16 protein-coding genes are annotated in these 17,098 nt (G+C 52.8%); 11 read left to right on the top strand and 5 right to left on the bottom strand.

Annotation, left to right across the window (positions count from 1 at the left end):
* Positions 1-110: 110 nt before the first annotated feature.
* Positions 111-359 (top strand): hypothetical protein, encoded by a 249-nt coding sequence (locus NDI52_RS19075; RefSeq protein WP_190789502.1) that lies wholly within the window; start codon positions 111-113, stop codon positions 357-359.
* Positions 356-652 carry a hypothetical protein gene (locus NDI52_RS19080; protein WP_190771363.1) on the top strand — a complete coding sequence of 99 codons (297 nt, stop codon included), beginning with the start codon at positions 356-358 and terminating at the stop codon, positions 650-652. The genes NDI52_RS19075 and NDI52_RS19080 overlap by 4 nt, the downstream gene beginning before the upstream one ends.
* A gap of 74 nt (positions 653-726) precedes the next feature.
* Here the strand turns inward: NDI52_RS19080 and NDI52_RS19085 are convergent, their stop codons facing one another.
* The 3 genes from NDI52_RS19085 to NDI52_RS19095 form a co-directional block, all read right to left on the bottom strand.
* Positions 727-858 carry a hypothetical protein gene (locus NDI52_RS19085; RefSeq protein ID WP_277874448.1) on the bottom strand — a complete coding sequence of 44 codons (132 nt, stop codon included), beginning with the start codon at positions 856-858 and terminating at the stop codon, positions 727-729.
* A gap of 390 nt (positions 859-1,248) precedes the next feature.
* Positions 1,249-2,931 (bottom strand): transglutaminase domain-containing protein, encoded by a 1,683-nt coding sequence (locus NDI52_RS19090; RefSeq protein WP_190771362.1) that lies wholly within the window; start codon positions 2,929-2,931, stop codon positions 1,249-1,251.
* Positions 2,932-3,127: 196 nt separating this feature from the next.
* A complete protein-coding gene (locus NDI52_RS19095) occupies positions 3,128-3,766 on the bottom strand; it encodes a hypothetical protein (protein WP_190771361.1) in 639 nt (212 codons plus the stop codon).
* A gap of 31 nt (positions 3,767-3,797) precedes the next feature.
* Between NDI52_RS19095 and NDI52_RS19100 the strand changes: the two genes are divergently transcribed.
* The 3 genes from NDI52_RS19100 to NDI52_RS19110 all read left to right on the top strand — a co-directional run bounded on the left by NDI52_RS19100 (position 3,798) and on the right by NDI52_RS19110 (position 6,264).
* On the top strand, positions 3,798-4,136 hold the full coding sequence (locus NDI52_RS19100) for a hypothetical protein (protein WP_190771360.1): 339 nt from the start codon (positions 3,798-3,800) through the stop codon (positions 4,134-4,136).
* 100 nt (positions 4,137-4,236) lie between these two features.
* Entirely contained in the window at positions 4,237-5,745 is a 1,509-nt protein-coding gene (locus NDI52_RS19105; RefSeq protein ID WP_190771359.1) for an AAA family ATPase, read from the top strand.
* Positions 5,746-5,910: 165 nt separating this feature from the next.
* Entirely contained in the window at positions 5,911-6,264 is a 354-nt protein-coding gene (locus tag NDI52_RS19110) for a DUF1257 domain-containing protein (protein ID WP_190646429.1), read from the top strand.
* 174 nt (positions 6,265-6,438) lie between these two features.
* On the opposite strand, the gene pheS is transcribed toward NDI52_RS19110, so the two are convergent.
* Positions 6,439-7,446 (bottom strand): phenylalanine--tRNA ligase subunit alpha, encoded by a 1,008-nt coding sequence (gene pheS, locus NDI52_RS19115; protein WP_190771358.1) that lies wholly within the window; start codon positions 7,444-7,446, stop codon positions 6,439-6,441.
* A 253-nt stretch (positions 7,447-7,699) separates the two neighbouring features.
* Between pheS and surE the strand changes: the two genes are divergently transcribed.
* The 6 genes from surE to NDI52_RS19145 all read left to right on the top strand — a co-directional run bounded on the left by surE (position 7,700) and on the right by NDI52_RS19145 (position 13,339).
* Positions 7,700-8,536 carry a 5'/3'-nucleotidase SurE gene (surE, locus tag NDI52_RS19120; RefSeq protein ID WP_190771357.1) on the top strand — a complete coding sequence of 279 codons (837 nt, stop codon included), beginning with the start codon at positions 7,700-7,702 and terminating at the stop codon, positions 8,534-8,536.
* A gap of 418 nt (positions 8,537-8,954) precedes the next feature.
* On the top strand, positions 8,955-9,845 hold the full coding sequence (locus tag NDI52_RS19125; RefSeq protein ID WP_190771356.1) for an MBL fold metallo-hydrolase: 891 nt from the start codon (positions 8,955-8,957) through the stop codon (positions 9,843-9,845).
* 132 nt (positions 9,846-9,977) lie between these two features.
* Positions 9,978-10,973: a bifunctional riboflavin kinase/FAD synthetase gene (locus NDI52_RS19130; protein WP_190771355.1), complete on the top strand. Its 996-nt coding sequence runs from the start codon at positions 9,978-9,980 to the stop codon at positions 10,971-10,973.
* 73 nt (positions 10,974-11,046) lie between these two features.
* Positions 11,047-12,132 carry a glycosyltransferase family 4 protein gene (locus NDI52_RS19135; RefSeq protein WP_190771354.1) on the top strand — a complete coding sequence of 362 codons (1,086 nt, stop codon included), beginning with the start codon at positions 11,047-11,049 and terminating at the stop codon, positions 12,130-12,132.
* 283 nt (positions 12,133-12,415) lie between these two features.
* Positions 12,416-12,760: a photosystem II reaction center protein Psb28 gene (psb28, locus tag NDI52_RS19140; protein WP_190771353.1), complete on the top strand. Its 345-nt coding sequence runs from the start codon at positions 12,416-12,418 to the stop codon at positions 12,758-12,760.
* A gap of 75 nt (positions 12,761-12,835) precedes the next feature.
* Positions 12,836-13,339, top strand: coding sequence for a MogA/MoaB family molybdenum cofactor biosynthesis protein (locus tag NDI52_RS19145; protein WP_190771352.1), 504 nt, complete (start codon positions 12,836-12,838; stop codon positions 13,337-13,339).
* Positions 13,340-13,731: 392 nt separating this feature from the next.
* On the opposite strand, the gene NDI52_RS19150 is transcribed toward NDI52_RS19145, so the two are convergent.
* Positions 13,732-16,974 carry a tetratricopeptide repeat-containing protein gene (locus tag NDI52_RS19150; protein WP_190772187.1) on the bottom strand — a complete coding sequence of 1,081 codons (3,243 nt, stop codon included), beginning with the start codon at positions 16,972-16,974 and terminating at the stop codon, positions 13,732-13,734.
* Positions 16,975-17,098 lie beyond the last annotated feature (124 nt).

Here is a 17,098-nt window from a genome sequence, read left to right on the forward strand (position 1 = left end):
AAATCTATCGCCCTATACTCGTTCATTTAGTACGAGAGGGATCGGATGTGAAACACCCAATCCCTCTCGTACTAAACCAGCCCCAAATAAGGCAGACCTTGTTAAGAAGTGTGTCAATTTTTGTTGCAGCAACACCTGCAACATACTCCGTCCACAGTGGCTTTGTAGAACGGATATATCAAGCGAATTCCACTCCCGTCCTCTTACTGCTGAGATCGGGGTGCTCACCCGTAACACCTGCCCCTCACAAGGCGATCGCTCGGTTAAATGCTCGTGAGTTATTCCGGGCGCTTTCGTTAAACACCTTTGAGGTTGCCTGCCCTGAATTCATTCAACCCTATCAGGAGCCTTTTCCATGACCTTTAGCGTTCAAACCCCCCCAGAAGGCCAACATCACCCCCACCTCGCTTGCCCAAAGTGCAGCATTAACTCCGTTGTACAACATGGCGGCACGTATGTGTGCCTGAACTGTGGTTTCCGGCGCAATGTTTTTGAATCTTCAAAACCTCGTAGATCTGATGAGTCTGCTGGTGCAACAACAGTTCTGATTATTGTGGCGACCCTGATCGTTTTGTGGGTGACGGTTCCCTCTTCGCCATCACCTAACGGAACATCAACGTTGAATACGCCCACACTGAACGAGGCACGGTAATACTACGAGAAAGGGTTGAGACGTGCTGGAACGGTTAGCTTGCTTGGGTTATGTCTACAAGCTAGCACCTTTCCTCAACTCTGGATATCGTTGGTTCTCGCGCTGTAATTGGGATGAGCAACATCATCCATAGCAACCCGTAGTTCTTTCAAAAATGTGGCATTGGAGCGATCGCCGCTACTCCGACGAATTGCCCCCCGTTCCAATGCCTTTTCCTGGCCCTGTGGTGTAACCGTAACACGCCTCTTTTGAGGAGATTCAGGTGCAATTCCTGACTGTGCTTTTAGGGAGGGGAAGAGTTTACCTCTTTCACGATCGCGCCTGGGACCTGCGACCCTCCCTTTTCTAATCCAGATAGGACTTACAGCGCTTTGCGCTTGAATCAGCCACGGTTGTTTTTGTGGGAGCCACGCGGAGCGTGGCTCCCACAAAAACAACCAGGTTTGAAGCGCTTGAAAAGCGCCGTATGCGAGGCCCCCATCTGTAAGGCATTCTTGCTGTGTGTGGCGTACCTCGCACATCATGCACAACAGGAATGCGTAAGCCCTACGAGATTGACTGCTTTTCCGGAGGCCTGGTTCTCGGAAAAGCAGTGTTTAAGCAAGGGGTGGCAGTTCTCCCAAAATGTTAAAACGAATGTGATTGATTGACAGATCTCCAATGGAAACTTCCAGGGAATCATCGGGCGTGGAAAGGGCCTCAAAGCTAATGCCCTTTGCCATCTCAGCATGCCACCATGGTAGGCCCATGAAGAAGCGCGTAGGATACGGGCCCCCCTCAACGACATCATCCACATTCGATTCCATGGGCAACCAACCAACACCGGGAATGTAAAACTCAATCCAAACGTGGTTGTAGTCGGGTTCGAGGGGTGTGTGATGGCGATCGCCAAACGGAGGGCACTTATACCGCCCCACCGTCCGACAGGCAATTCCATTCAGGCGCGCCAGCGCCAGCAAGACGCCCACATACTCACCACAGGAGCCAATTCCCCGTTGCCACACTACATCCGGCGACGCAATGTGAACGGTCAGACCGTAGGACAGGCGATCGTAAACGGTATTACGAATCTTCAGCATCTTACGAAGAATATTCGTCTCCGTTCCAATCGCTTCCCGCGCGGCCTGCTGAATCAACGGGTTATCCATAGACAGCTCATCATCATCCACCAGATAACGGCCCTGAAATTCCAGCGGCAAGGCTGGTACGTCATACACGTCGTCGAAGGTGTACTGGTATTTGATACCCCGCACTTCCAGTAACGCCTTCCATCCAAATAGATAGCGATCGCCGGTCTTCAAGGTCTCAAATGAGAACACCGCAACCCGCTGTCCTTCGTGAATTTCTTCAGTAAAGGGCAAACCAATCGGTTCTACCGATCGTACTTTCTGCCGATCTGTTTCTGCGGGTAGCGCAATCCGCCATTCCAGCCCTCGAATATCGACTTCTTCCAATGGCGCAATCTCTTCCACATAGGTCATTTCGATGAGAAACCCATTGGAGAGAGTGCAGCGCTTCTCGGCGTCGTAGTGATAGTGCAGTGGATGAATAAAGGTGCGATCGCGCACCGATAACTCATAGGGATAATCCGGATTGTTGGGGTTATCCCGCACATACGGTTCTTCGCTGGAGTAGGAAACGTAGAGAACGTTGCCTTCTGGGTGAAAGGCCAGCCCGGTCGGCTCGACAAATGGCGTAAGGATGCTGAACTGCACTTCCCCAGTGGCACGATCCATGCAATACACACTTTGCTCTGTGCGATCGCATACCCACAATTCTTCCCCTCGGATGGTTAACCGCTCCTCACCCACACCGGGTGCCGGGAAACGAGTAATTTCCTCCCCGGAACGCGCGTCAAAAATCAAGATGTAACCGCACTTCTGGCAGCTGACATAGATGGTTGATTGCCATACGGCTATTCCATCTGCCGGGTAAGGCAGTGAAGCAAATTCTTCTGGCTCTAAGGTACTGAGTGCGCAGCGGTAAATGACATTGTCCTGAGTGAACCAGAGGGTATCGTCAGAAACTGCCAGGCTCGCTACGTCGAGGAAGCGATCGCCGTGGTGCGAATTCAGAATAGTGACCTGATCTGTCTTTGGATTGATCTTTAGTAAATAGCCCTGAACCGGGTCTACGGCCAACAGATCCCCTGCCAAAATGCACAACCCATACAGGGCGCGCGCTCCGATGGGGCGAACGAAGCGGTGATAGGGGTCAAAGGCCGATACCACAGACGCCGGGGTAGGTGAGTGAGGAGTAGGGGCGGATTCCAACAGCATAGGGAGACAAGCACTCTGAAATGACCGGAGAACGGAGCCTGGAGCGGGAGCACGCCCCAATTACCGACAGGACAACCAACGGTTTCTCGCCTCATCATAGACAAAAAGACTCAGAGGCAAATGTATTCCACGCATGATTTTGTTTTTGAGGTAACTGGAGCTTCTCTCTTTGTGGAAAGGGCTTCAAGAATGCAGGCTAAGGAGTTCGGTTGGATTCACCCACCTGATACTGCTTGGCGACATAGAAGAAAAATTTGAAGTAGTCATCAAAATCATCGCTGGGCGATCGCCCCTCCCAGTAATAAATCACGCCATTCTGGGTCAGGGTCAGCCGCATATTGCTCATGTCTTTCCCAATCTTTACCTCTAGCTGTCCCTGCAACCCCTGCTCGGTGGTGAAGTTCGGAAACATGCCATGCTCCGGTTGCGGAGAAGAGACGGATGGCACCTCGGAAACCTGGCTGGCCCATCCTTGGATGGTGACCTGGTTCTGCTGAGGAGCTTGAAATTCCCGCCCCTCCCGGTTGCCCAAAATCGGTTTTGGAATCCAATTATCAGGGTGGGGAAAGGCGAAGTCATAACGCTCATTCTGGTAAGTCTCCCACTGAGCTCGCTCAAGGTTGGACAGTGGTTGGCAAGCTCCCAGTAACAGCATCAAACCTACCCATCCAAATCGGCTAGAAGCCTTGCACCCTATGCTTCGAATAGCGCTAGAGAGGCGATCGCCCCACCCCTTTCCTGACGCTGCTTTTATGAACAAATGTAACGACATTGACGGTAAACCGTCATGCTGGCTTGACAGCTCTTGGAGAGGGCTACTATCCTGATCGAACATACCCGGGTATCAATTACGTGTAATCGCTATCATGCAAGACAAGCAAAAGGTTACTCTCTATCTCCCCGCTGAATTGCACCGCCAGCTCAAGATCAAAGCCGCGGTTGATTCAGAACCGATGTCCGCCCTCGCTGAGCGTGCCATTGTGTTTTATCTCACTCACTCCGAGGTGGTGGATGAATACGAAACCGCTCATGGGCATGTACATCGTGTCTATGCCTGCCCCGATTGCAGTCACTCTTATGTTATTCGGGATGGTGCATTAGTGCCCTTAGCTGAGAAGGTTGCTGTCTTGGAAGACGAGGAAGAAGTTTCCGTTAGTGTCTCCCATGCCGATTGGCAGGGTGAAGAAGAGTTAGTCCCCTGCTAGAAAACTCCTTCTCCAGGGGGTCGAAAGTTATTCGGTTTCTTTGGTTTCCTGGTAGTTAGTGTTTGCGTCGTCTCGCCAGTAGGTGGTAGGTCAGTTGATTATGAAAGAAGAGCTCAATGTACTCATTCAAGCTCAATATCCCCTGATCTACCTCGTGACTTCGGAGGAGGAAAGATCGGAACAGGCGATCGCCACGATCGCTCAAATGAAGCCCCAGCGTCGAGTCTACATTTGGACGGTTACCCACGGCATCGTTGAGTTTGGCCAGCCTCGCAATGTTACCCAGCACAATACCGTATCTCCAGAAGCCGCGGTTGAGTGGGTCATTCGCCAAAGAGAACCCGGTATCTTTATCTTCAAGGACTTGCACCCCTTCATCGATTCTCCTGCGGTGACTCGATGGTTGCGAGATGCGATCGCTAGCTTCAAGGATACTCAAAAGACTATCCTGCTTATGTCTCCGGTACAAAACGTACCCATTGAGCTGGAAAAAGAAGTCGTCGTACTTGATTTCCCTCTCCCTGATATGGGTGAGTTGAACGAAGTCTTGACACAGCAGTTAGAGCAAACGCGCTCTCGCCGTATTACCACGGAAACCCGTGAGAAACTTTTGAAAGCGGCGCTTGGTTTGACCCGCGATGAGGCCGAAAAAGTCTATCGAAAGGCCCATGTAACAGCGAGCAAGCTGACGGAAACTGAAGTAGACATTGTTCTTTCTGAAAAGAAACAACTGATTCGTCGCAACGGCATTCTCGAATACATCGAAGAAGATGAAACCCTCGACTCTGTGGGTGGTCTGGAAGAACTGAAGCACTGGTTGCGTCAGCGTTCCAACGCCTTCACTGAGCGGGCACGGGAATATGGTTTACCCCAACCCAAAGGGATGTTAATTCTAGGGGTTCCCGGTTGTGGAAAGTCCTTGATTGCAAAGACTACTTCCCGACTGTGGGGTCTGCCCTTGATTCGGTTGGATATGGGCCGGGTGTATGACGGCTCAATGGTGGGTCGTTCTGAAGCAAACCTGCGGAATGCTCTCAAGACGGCTGAATCCATTTCCCCTGCTATCCTCTTCATCGATGAAATCGACAAGGCTTTTGCCGGTAGTACAGGTTCAGCCGATTCCGATGGCGGTACTTCCAGCCGTATCTTCGGTTCCTTCCTGACCTGGATGCAAGAGAAGGCTTCCCCTGTATTCGTGATGGCCACCGCTAACCGGGTGGAGCGTCTGCCCAGTGAGTTCCTGCGGAAAGGTCGCTTTGATGAAATCTTCTTTGTGGATCTTCCTAATAATCAAGAACGCAAGGAGATTTTCCAGATTCACCTATCAAAGCGGCGGCGTGACATTACCCGCTTTGACCTGGATCAGTTAGTCGGTATTTGTGAAGGTTTTTCGGGCGCGGAAATTGAGCAAGCGTTGATTGCCGCAATGTATGAAGCATTTGCCCAGGATCGGGAGTTTACCCAACTGGACATTATTGCCGCCATCAAGTCCACCTTGCCACTTTCCAAGACCATGAGCGAGCAGGTTACTGCTCTGCGCGACTGGGCGAGACAGCGCGCTAGACCTGCCGCCGCCTCCGTCGCTGAATATCAGCGCATGGAGTTCTAACAGACTTTCCCATCCTGCTCCCAACAGGAAGGAAAGGCTAGCGATGCCGCTAGCAGTTTAAGAAAATACGCCGTTGCGGTTTGCCCTCCAAAGGTTTGACAGGCGGCGCTCCCAAACTCTAAACGTTGTCGTTTCTCTCAGTTTCTCAACAGGAGGAAATCCCAAATGTCTCACTTTAGCACTCTGCGTACCAAGATCACCGATGCCGAAATCCTGAAAGCGTCTCTGCGTGACCTGGGTATCTCGGTTAAGACCGAAGCCGATGTGCGCGGCTACAATGGTCAGCGCGTTCGCTCTGACATCGTAGCTGTTCTGGAAGGCGAGTATGACCTGGGCTGGTCCCGCAACGCTGATGGGTCTTTCGACCTGATCGCTGACCTGTGGGGTGTTGCTAAGAAGCACAACCAAACCGAGCTGATCAACTCGATCAACCAAAAATACGCTGTGAACAAGACCTTGGCTGAAGTTAAGCGCCCTGGTCTGCAGAACGCCAACGTTAAGCTGGTACTGCAAAAGTAGTTCTACGAGAGCGTTCCCAATCGACGGGCTGGCCTGTAACGGGCCAGCCCGTTTTTTGAGGTAAAACAGGCCTCATCATTTGTGGTGTGTGGGGTGCTAAGCACCCCACACACCACAAATGATGAGGCCAAAAGGGGGGGCTTGCTAACAGCAAGCCCCCCCTTTTTGTGTAGTTTAAAACTGGCGTAAGAAGCGCAGGTCGCTGTTGTAAATGCGGCGGATGTCGTCAATTTGGTGGAGTACCATGGCAATTCGCTCAACACCTAAGCCAGCAGCGAAGCCAGTGTACACTTCGGGGTCGTAGCCGACGGCTTTCAGCACATTGGGATCGACCATACCGCAGCCCATCACTTCGAGCCAGCGCCCCTTCCAGCGCACATCGACTTCGGCGGAGGGTTCCGTGAAGGGGAAGTAGCTGGGACGGAAGCGAATTTCAATATCGCCAAACATGGCTTCCAAAAATACCTTCAGGGTGCCCCGCAGATCGCTGAAGGTTAGCCCCTCATCCACAGCGAGAATTTCGAGCTGATGGAACACAGCAGAGTGAGTGGCATCCACCGTGTCGCGGCGGTAGCAACGGCCTGGAATGGCAATCCGAATGGGGGGATCGTTCTCTTCCATGTAGCGGATTTGCACGGAGGAGGTGTGCGTCCGCATCAGGTTGCCGTTGGGCAGGAAGAGGGTGTCCTGCATGTCCCGCGCTGGGTGGTCGGGCTGGAAGTTAAGGGCTTCGAAGTTGTAGTAGTCAGTTTCCATCTCTGGACCTGTTGCTACGGTGTAGCCCAGACCCACGAAGATGTCGATCATGCGATCGATGGTGTTGGTCAGAGGGTGCCCCTGTCCCTGGGGACGGAAGACACCCGGCATGGTCACGTCCAGGGTTTCCGATTCAAGTTGGGCCGCGATCGCCGCCTGCTGCAACCCCTCCTTCTTCTCGGTTAATGCGTTCTGTACGGCTTCCTTGACCTCGTTCGCCAGAGAGCCGATGCGGGGCCGTTCTTCGGCGCTCAGTTTACCCATGGCCCCCAGCACCTGGGAAAGGCTACCTTTCTTGCCCAGATACTTAATGCGGAGCTGCTCCAGCTCATCCAGGGTGGTGCTGTGGGCGATCGCCGCCTGGGCTTCCTGACGCAGGCTAGCCAATTGTGTCGCAAGATCGGTGGACTGGGTCGGGGTACTCATGGGTTCTTAAAAGACTTCTTCGCGTAACGGTACTTAACACCGCCTTTCCTAACCAGTGTACGAGGTTGGCGGTCGCTATGGGGAGAGTTTTGTTGGAACGGGGGATATTGCGTGCTTTGCACACAATATCCCCCAACGCTCTCTGGGTAGCCATCGACCTCTCAAACATCTTTTAGACTGGCCTTGGGGGTTTTGTCATGCTCTACGATGCTTGCCCCCTTTGACTGCTCACCCACAGCGCCTGCTCACCACCATGAAATTGCTTATCAGTAACGACGACGGTATCCATTCCCTGGGTGTACAGACCCTGGCGAATACCCTGGCCGATGCCGGGCATGAGATTACTGTTGTTTGTCCCGATCGCGAACGCTCAGCGACAGGTCACGGACTGACTCTTCATGAGCCTATCCGGGCACAGCCTGTTACATCTGGCTTTGCTTCAGGAATTAAGGCCTGGGCCTGCTCAGGCACACCCTCCGATTGTGTAAAGCTAGCCCTGGGCGCTCTGCTAGATGAGTTTCCGGATCTGGTGCTGTCTGGCATTAATCATGGCTCTAACCTGGGGACGGACGTTTTGTATTCCGGAACGGTGTCAGCGGCCATGGAAGGGGTTATTGAGGGCATTGGGGGAATTGCTTTTAGTTTGTGCAGTTTTACCTCGCAAGATTTTAAGCCTGCGGCAGAATTTGCCCGAACCCTGGTGAAGCGCTTAGAAGACCAGCCGTTGCCTCGCCCCATGTTATTGAACGTTAACATTCCGCCCGTTCCTGCTGATGAGATTGTCGGAGTGATGGTCACGCGTCAGGGCTTACGACGCTATGTAGACCAGTTTGAAAAACGAGTAGACCCCCGCGGCAAAACCTATTACTGGTTGGCAGGGGAGTTGTTGGAAGATGTGCCACAGCCTCCCCTAGAGTTTCTAGCCCTTGCGGAGACAGGATTACAGTCGGATGACCTAAATTGGATGGCAGGGGTTGCGACAGATGTGCAGGCGATTCGCAAGAAATATATAACTGTTACGCCATTGCAGTACAACCTAACTTGTGCATCTGGATTGGCAAGTCTGCGGGATTTGAAGTTAGAGTGGTAGTAAGGTGAGTCCAATCTACCCACGCGATCGCAAAGATGGGTGGCCGTCCTCTAGCTGGGTGCAGAGAATTCGTAAAGAGGGCTATGCCATTCGTAGATTTTTGCGATAATTTTTAGCAGAACTGGGGTATCTTCCGTGTGGGCAGATTAAACTGGACAGATTATAGAGTCAGAGGCTAAGTTTCACTTGCTGAGGCTATTCTGACGACGGGTGATCAGTCCGAATCGCGATATTGCGATTTCTCCTGTCCCATAGAACATCTTTGGATACAGGCTGGAGACGCACTTCAGATCACAGCAGGGTCGAGAAAAATCTCGCATATTAAGGTCAATGGGCTAGAAAAGGCTAAACCTGGAGTCAGGACATGGGCTGGGTTTAGGCGATGGCAAAGCTCAGTGGAATCCAATAGAGAAGATTCATGTCAAGTACGGAAAGCCAGTTCAAGGTTCGCTTTTGGGGTGTCAGGGGAAGTATTGCCTGTCCGGGGGCCGAGACGGTCCGCTACGGTGGCAATACGTCTTGTATCGAAATGCGCATAGATGGGCACCTGTTCATTTTCGACGGAGGTACCGGCCTGCGGGTTCTTGGGCAAACCCTCTTGCGGGAAATGCCTTTGAACGCGCACATGTTCTTTACCCATTCCCATTGGGATCACATTCAAGGTTTTCCCTTTTTCGTTCCTGCTTTTATCAAAGGCAATACGTTCAAGATTTATGGGGCGATCGCACCCAATGGTTCCACCATCGAGCAGCGCCTCAACGATCAGATGCTGCACCCCAACTTCCCGGTACCGCTGCAAATTATGGGTGCGGATCTCACCTTCTACGACATTGGGGTGGGTGAAACGGTCACTGTAGGTGACGTAAAGATCCAGAATGCTCTGCTCAACCATCCTGGTGAAGCGGTTGGCTATCGCGTGACCTACGGCAATCGCTCGGTGGCTTACGTGACGGACACGGAGCATTATCGCAACCGCCTTGATGAGAATGTTCTATGGTTAGCGCACAATGCAGACCTGATGATCTACGACTCCATGTATACGGATGACGAGTATTATTCGGAGAAGTCGAGCAAGATTGGCTGGGGACACTCTACCTGGCAGGAGGCGGTCAAGGCCGCAAAGGCCGCAAACGTAAAGCAGCTCGTTATCTTTCACCACGATCCCCTTCATACGGATGACTTCATGGATCAGGTTAAGGAGGATACGGCGAGGGTGTTTCCCAACAGTGTGGTGGCTTGGGAAGGCCTGGAAATTGATGTGATGACAATTCAGGGAGATCAGCCGGCGCTGCTGTCTACATCGACTTGAAAGTGCCGCGCAGTAAGTCCGGAGTTTTTTGAAGGTCAGTATTAATATAAAAACACGATTTTGCATTAATACTAACCTTCAAAAATAATCCGGTTGTGTTGTGTGGCAACAGAGTATGTCAGAATGTAAAGCGTGTGGATTACCTCTTCGCCCGATCTAATTCAAACGCCGACCGTTGTTGCCCTGGGTAACTTCGATGGGATTCATCGTGGGCACCAACGCGTCATCGAGCCAATATTGTCGGCTTCGCCCTCCCTGGTGACTTCTGGAGCGGAGGGAGAAGCCTCGATTCCTGCTTCTCCAGAAGTCGGTGTGCCAACGGTGGTAACCTTCCATCCGCATCCACAAGAATTTTTTACGAATCAGCGGCGATCGCTCCTCACGCCCCTGAGTGAAAAAGCGGCTTCCCTGCAGCAGATGGGGATTCGGCAACTGGTGCGTTTGCCGTTCAACGAAGCCCTGGCTCAGATGACGCCGCCTGAGTTTGTGGAGGCTATTCTGGTGCAGCGGCTCCGGGCGCAGCGGGTGAGCATTGGTCAGGATTTTTGTTTTGGTCGCAATCGCTCCGGAACGGCAGTGGATCTGAAGGCGATCGCAGCCTCCTTTGGTATTGATGTTACGGTTGTCGACCTGCACCGAGATGGCGACGAGCGTATCAGTAGCTCTGCGATTCGTGCCGCTTTGTTAGGAGGCGCTCCCGAACGAGCTGCTCAGCTTTTAGGGCGGCCTTATCAGCTCTGGGGCGAGGTGGTGCATGGCGATGCCCTGGGCCGTCAACTCGGATTTCCTACCGCGAATCTGGACGTGCCTGCGGAGAAATTTATACCCCGGCTGGGGGTTTATGCGGTGCGGGTTGCTGTGGCTTCAGCCAACGATCCAGTGCCACCCGCAGTCCTTCCTGGGGTGATGAACCTGGGAATGCGTCCCACGGTGAACGGGCAGACCCAGCGAGTAGAGGTACACCTCTTAGATTGGCAGGGGGATCTGTACGGTCAGGTATTGCATGTGCGTTTGGAATCATTTTTGCGACCCGAGCAGAAGTTTTCCTCCCTGGATGAGCTGATGGCTCAGATTCAACGGGACTGTGAAGCGGCGCGATCGCATCTGAGTCTATCCAGCATTCTGTAGATTTTGAGTGGGAGTAGTCGTGCAACTGTCACGTCCACGCATGATGGGTATTGGTGAGTGATAGGGTCGCATCATGTCTGACGCATTACGGATCTTGTTTTTGTCCACTACAGTGGGACCGCTGGGGTCGGGCCAGGGTGGTGGCGTAGAACTGACCTTGAAAAACCTGGCAGCAGAGCTGCGACATCGAGGACATACCGTTACTATTGCTGCCCCCGCAGGTTCTGTTTTGGATGGCTTTGATGTTGCCCAAATTTCCGGAACCTGGCAGGATACGGCCCAAAGGCAGGAGCGCTCAGACCCAATTGTCATGCCTAAAGGGGCTGTGCTGGCGGAGATGTGGGAGTATGCGCGGCAGCAGCAGCCCCAGGTCGATGTGTTGGTGAACATGGCCTACGATTGGCTACCCTTCTACCTCACCCCGTTTTTTGAGAAGCCGATTGCCCACTTTGTGAGTATGGGTTCCCTGACGGATGCTATGGATGTCGTGATCGGCGAAGTCGCGGCTCGTTTTCCGGGAACCATCGCAATGCATACAAAGGCTCAAGCCGACACCTTTCCCTTCGCTGACCAATGCCGCATTCTCAGTAATGGCCTGGATTTGTCGGAATATACCTTTCAACCTCAGCCTGACAGCGTATTGGGATGGGTAGGCCGCATTGCTCCAGAAAAGGCGTTGGAGGATGCGATCGCTGCCTCTCAACAGGTTGGCTTACCGCTGCGAATTTGGGGAGCGAAAACTGACGAGGCCTATTGGCAAAGCATGGGCGATCGCTTCCCCGATGCTCCCTTTGAATACGTGGGGTTTTTGTCGACGGCGGAACTGCAACGGGAGTTGGGAAAATGTCAGGGATTGTTGATGACTCCTCGCTGGGTGGAAGCGTTTGGCAACGTCGCGATTGAAGCGCTGGCTTGCGGTGTACCGGTCATTTCTTATCGTCGGGGTGGCCCGGCAGAGATTGTGCAAGATGGAGTGACGGGATACTTAGTGGAGCCCGATAGTGTCGATGGCTTAGTGAAGGCGATCGCCCGTCTTCCACACATCAATCGCCAAACCTGTCGGCAGCAAGTGGAAGCCCTATATTCCCGAGAAGCGATGGGCGATCGCATGGAACAATGGCTTTGGAATGTGTATCAGAATCACCGTTGCTGTACTTAACGCACTTGCACATGGGTGCATCCCACTTTTGCAAATTTGGAAACCCACTTTTGGAGGTGAAGCGGGCGAAGCCCGCTTCACCTCCAAAAGTGGGATGCACCCCTTGCACATTGCTATATTTTGAAGCCCTGGTTACCTGTTAAAAAAGGTGAGCCATTGGAGGCTAAAGGACAGATCTGGGTTTTGGTGCAAGATCTGAGATGATAGATCCCATAAAGGTAACGCAATGTTACAGGGAGATCGGTTCTCCCAATCCTTTTGTAACGAGATGGACAGAATCTTTATGGCAGAAATTCAATTTTCCCGTGGCATTACCGAAAGTGTTATTCCTGATGTGCGGCTGACTCGTGCTCGGGACGGTAGTAACGGCACCGCCACCTTTTATTTTGAAAAGCCCGTCGCCCTCAGTAACGAAAGCACCGAAGACATCACCGGTATGTACTTGATCGATGAGGAGGGTGAGTTGATGACGCGCGAGGTAAAGGCCAAATTCATCAACGGTCAACCGGAAGCATTGGAAGCTCTGTACATTATGAAAAGCTCCGAAGAATGGGATCGGTTTATGCGCTTCATGCAGCGCTATGCCGAAGAAAATGGCCTGGGCTTCAGCAAATCTGACAACGAATAGAGCCTGTCCTCGTTAATTTTTCGTGCGCCAAGCGCACGAAAAATTAATCTTTCAGGTAGTTTATATATCCTATCCATGACTTCTACCCCCCACCCTGATCAAGATTTTCGTCCAGTCGTCTGCGCCATTGTCACCGTCAGTGATACCCGCACCCGCGAAACGGACACCAGTGGACAAGCCATTGAAATGGCGCTGGTGAGTGCCGGGCATCAGGTGGGGAGCTATGAGATCCTGAAGGATGACCCAGCGGCGATCGCAACCCATGTGCAATCCCTCTGTGATGACTCGGCTATTGCCGCCATCATCCTCAATGGCGGCACGGGTATTGCCCCTCGGGATACCACCTATGATGCGGTCGAGCGTTTACTGGAGAAGACCCTACCAGGCTTTGGCGAAATTTTCCGCTGGCTGAGTTATCGAGAAATTGGGTCACGAGCGATCGCCTCCCGTGCCGTAGCTGGAATTCGCCAAAATACCTTGATCTTTTCTCTTCCTGGTGCCCGGGGAGCGGTGGTGTTGGCCATGGAAAACTTGATTCTCCCGGAATTACAACACCTGATCAAACAACTGAACTCATAGTTTGGACTAATTCTGCCTACCGCGCAGCGGGTTTTCGGGTTTCGCTTCACTGAAAAGCTTGCGTAGCAAGCTTTTCAGTGAAGCGAAACCCAATTTAGTCCAAAGTCGAGTTAATCAACCTGAGGTCGGGTTAAGGGAATCTTGGAGTGCCGCGCAACGCGCAGCACTTCAAAATGGACACTTCAGCTTATCCCGGCCTCAGGTTAACCAAATTCCCGAAGAAGGTTTCTGCATAAGAATTTACCCAGGATGTTGGTGTTTTGCCCGCGAAGCGGGCAAAACACCAACATCCTGGGGGGTAATTTCATTGCTGGAAATCTCCTAAGATGATAGAGATAGGGCAGGTATGAAGTCCCTGCCCTAATTTTTTAGTGCTGTACTCTGTTCGGAGATTAGGACATGCTGGTGGCGATCGCCTGCCCCTGCCCCTGCTGCTCTTTCCAGTAATCGAACTTGGTGATGTCGATATGCTCGACCATGCCACCCAGTTGCCGCACCTGTTGCACCATATCGGCGGTACCTCCCAGGCCATCGCCACCCTGCCCATTCCACAGGGCAATCAGACGAACGCGGTTGATGTCGTACATCAGCGTTGAGTAGAGAGCCCAGCGATTGTTGCGTTCATAGGGGTTGTCGTACCCGGGGACGGGGCCCAGGCGATCGGGCTGCAGATGCACTGTGATATTGGGGCTGTTGATGATGGTGTAATACCGTTCTACCCAGCTATCTCCAGCAAAGCTAACCGAATCGCAGATAAACGCTGAGGATTCGAAGGGGAGATACACTTCAATCCGCATATTGCGCCGCAAGCATGCCTCTGCAAACAGGATGTCACCTCCACAAGCCAGGCCAGGGACGATCGCAATACAGTTGGCTTGAACGGAAAACTTATCCAGCGCTTCCTCCAGGCGACGCGTTGCCTCCGGTTCGATAGAAGCAGGAAAGCGGGGCTTAGCTCGTGAGGGATTATCCAACATGTGGCCACTGAAGAGAAGTACCTGGGATGGCTTCGACCATTCCTCCTCCTCTCGGTTGGGAGAAACCAGGGACTCTGCTTGTACAAGGCGATTCAGCTCGGGTTGCAGAACGCTAAGCCCGATCTCTACAAAAGCCGGACGAAAGTTAAGAGACTGCAACAGATAGAGCTGCTCCAGCGTAGCCTGCAGCCCAAATTTGTAATTCCACAGCACCGCCAACCCTTTGCGATAGGCCGTAGCGACCTGTTGCGGAGTCTCCGCTACACAGACCGCTAAATCTCCTAACGACATCGCTGCCCAGTAGTCGTTTGGTGTGCAGTGTAGAGTACTTTCCAGGCAGAACTGCACGGAGCCACAGAGAGTTGGCAGCTTGCTGCGATAGGCTAGCTCATCAATATCACCGCTTTCCACCTCAGCACTAGTGGCCAGGTGATCGAGCAGCGCGGTCAGCATCAGAGCATTAATGCCGGGATAGTACTGGTTCTGATCCAGCCGGTAACCCCGCAGGTAATTATCGATCGCTCGTTGCAACAAAAAGGAGGCTTCGTAGGCTGTTTGCAGACGCTTCTTGGCATCGGTAATATTTGACCAGGCATGCTTCCACAGATCTTTGTAAATCCGGGCCAGGTAAGTGGCTGCTTTGACGCAGGTAGGCACGTCGCCCAGTACTTTTTCCAGCTTGACGATCGCCTCATCCGATTGCCCCAGGCGGCTCAGGTGATAGGCTTCCTCACAACGAAAGTCGACATTATCAGGATTGAGCTTTAAACCCTGACGATATTCTTTCAATGCCAGAGCAGAGTTCCCCATATCTTTCAGTGCTTTACCTGCGTCTGCCAGCACATCTTCCTTCACCAGAGGGTTGCTGACTTCTTCGGCCAGCAGCACCACATCGCCAATGCGCTTTTGCCGTTGGGCGATCGCAATCCTCGACTGCAAGGAGGTGTATTCCTGCCAGTAGCCGGTTGCCAGGGGGGTACGCAGGGTACGGCGATCGGGTTCGATCAATCCATTTAGCAGGTTAAAGACTGGGCTATGAACCATGTTGCGCTCAGCTTTCCAGGTTGCCCCAACCATCTTGATCAGGGCTGCTTTATCTTTTTCGAGGTAGGCCGGGTCGGGGCAACCGTTCTCGTCACAGTGGTAGGGCAGGGTTCGTACATTGAAAATGTCGAAGGGCATGTAAGCCCGGCCTGCCTGGATGTGGACTACGCCTCGTTTGCGGAAAGCATGGCGAATCCCTAACTCGTAGAAAACATTGGCGTTGTCGATGCTGAGGTCGGCGATCGCTAAATCTGCCAACAGCAACTCCTGAAACATGTCGGTGAGGATGTCACCGCTGGCCTCTTCCTCATCGGCTCGGAAGGACTCAAAGCCGGCTTCTTCCAGAGCGGGACGAATCAAGTTTTGGTAGATACTGTTGAAGTCGATCCAGTGACCGTCGGGCCCCTGTTTACGGCCAAAGGGCATGATCACAAAGGCATGGGGTCGGCTCCGCTTGTTGATGTGGGATGGGGGCTGATTTATTGGGGCCGCAGTTAACGCTTTACCACTCTGGGAACCGTTGGAAACTACTTCGGCGGTGGTGATGGTGAGAGCGGGTAATTCTTCGGTAACGGCAACTTGGGTAAGGGCTGTTCCGGCGGTAAGAGACTGGGCCGTTCCCTCTTTTTCCAGAGAGCGGGTTTGGAGTTCCTCTACTAGCGATGCAGGAAGGGGCTGGTTCAAGACTTCCTGAATCAGATCAAACTGTTGATCTTGCAGTATTTCCATCGAGTCTCGAATCTGGTCGGTAATTTGACGGTAGGGGCTCTCCAATAAAGTTTCAGTGGCGACCACTAACCGAAAAAATTCCAAACTGGTACGTGCCAAGTTTGGAAGGCTGTTCCAGTAATCCCGTAACAGGGTTAACCCCAGACTCAGTTGGCTAGCTGTTTCAATGGCGGGTCGGAGCGCAGAGACTCGCAGCCACAGCACCAATGCAATACTCAGACACAGGGCGATCGCTCCCCAGACCAACACGTTGGGAGCCACAATGGGCACCAACACGACTGCTCCAATGCAAATACCCAGGGCGGTTTGGGTGCGATGGCGCTGACGAGTCAACCCGTGAGTTTGCTGCGTTAACTGTTGGAGTTGGGCCACCAACCGCTGCTGCAAATACTCATGGGCTGTGAGGTTTGGAGCCTGTTTTAAGGAGGGAGTTCCGCTGCTGTCGGGAAACGGAATCATCAGCTCCTGCAATTCCTGCTGAATGCGTCGCAGCTCTTGCTGGAGCCAAAAATCGCGATCGGCTCGATATTGCAATAATGTCTGATAAAAGTAGATGGCTCGCTCAGTTGCGGCCATTGCCGCGTTGAGCGTGGTGCTGTTGTGGCTAAACCGATTGGATAGAAACACCAGACCCAACAACCCTAAGCCCACAAGCGCCAAGACCACCCGGCTGACTTGAGACCACTGTGCCAGGTCAGCCGGGATGTCTTGAAGCAGGCAGGGAAGCAGGGCAAAGCAGGTGCCGATCGCCGCCAGTGCCACAATGCCTCCCTGCCACGATCGCTCTCGCTCCTGGGTGCGTTGCACCTGATCGCGAAGGTGTTGATGCAGGTGAAGGGCGGTGGCGATCGCCATGGATGGTGTGGAAGATAAACCCTGGCTCATAATTCTGACCTTGTACAAGCGCTGAGGATTATTCTGGCAGCTTTTCTACGAGACGCTTTCAGGTTCACCCTAGATTTAAGGTTTTGCCATAGAAAAGTGAGGAATGGGTAATGGCACTTCTGAT

The sequence above is a fragment of the Leptolyngbya sp. PL-A3 genome (genome assembly GCF_039962325.1).
Taxonomy (GTDB): domain Bacteria; phylum Cyanobacteriota; class Cyanobacteriia; order Elainellales; family Elainellaceae; genus Vacuolonema.

Bases quoted from the DNA above. Each gene is read 5' to 3' on its own strand.
- NDI52_RS19110 (WP_190646429.1), top strand. From the start codon at position 5,911: ATGTCTCACTTTAGCACTCTGCGTACCAAGATCACCGATGCCGAAATC.
- psb28 (WP_190771353.1), top strand. From the start codon at position 12,416: ATGGCAGAAATTCAATTTTCCCGTGGCATTACCGAAAGTGTTATTCCT.
- NDI52_RS19095 (WP_190771361.1), bottom strand. From the start codon at position 3,766: ATGTTCGATCAGGATAGTAGCCCTCTCCAAGAGCTGTCAAGCCAGCAT.
- NDI52_RS19090 (WP_190771362.1), bottom strand. From the start codon at position 2,931: ATGCTGTTGGAATCCGCCCCTACTCCTCACTCACCTACCCCGGCGTCT.
- NDI52_RS19145 (WP_190771352.1), top strand. From the start codon at position 12,836: ATGACTTCTACCCCCCACCCTGATCAAGATTTTCGTCCAGTCGTCTGC.
- NDI52_RS19150 (WP_190772187.1), bottom strand. From the start codon at position 16,974: ATGAGCCAGGGTTTATCTTCCACACCATCCATGGCGATCGCCACCGCC.
- NDI52_RS19080 (WP_190771363.1), top strand. From the start codon at position 356: ATGACCTTTAGCGTTCAAACCCCCCCAGAAGGCCAACATCACCCCCAC.
- surE (WP_190771357.1), top strand. From the start codon at position 7,700: ATGAAATTGCTTATCAGTAACGACGACGGTATCCATTCCCTGGGTGTA.
- NDI52_RS19105 (WP_190771359.1), top strand. From the start codon at position 4,237: ATGAAAGAAGAGCTCAATGTACTCATTCAAGCTCAATATCCCCTGATC.
- NDI52_RS19100 (WP_190771360.1), top strand. From the start codon at position 3,798: ATGCAAGACAAGCAAAAGGTTACTCTCTATCTCCCCGCTGAATTGCAC.
- pheS (WP_190771358.1), bottom strand. From the start codon at position 7,446: ATGAGTACCCCGACCCAGTCCACCGATCTTGCGACACAATTGGCTAGC.
- NDI52_RS19125 (WP_190771356.1), top strand. From the start codon at position 8,955: ATGTCAAGTACGGAAAGCCAGTTCAAGGTTCGCTTTTGGGGTGTCAGG.
- NDI52_RS19135 (WP_190771354.1), top strand. From the start codon at position 11,047: ATGTCTGACGCATTACGGATCTTGTTTTTGTCCACTACAGTGGGACCG.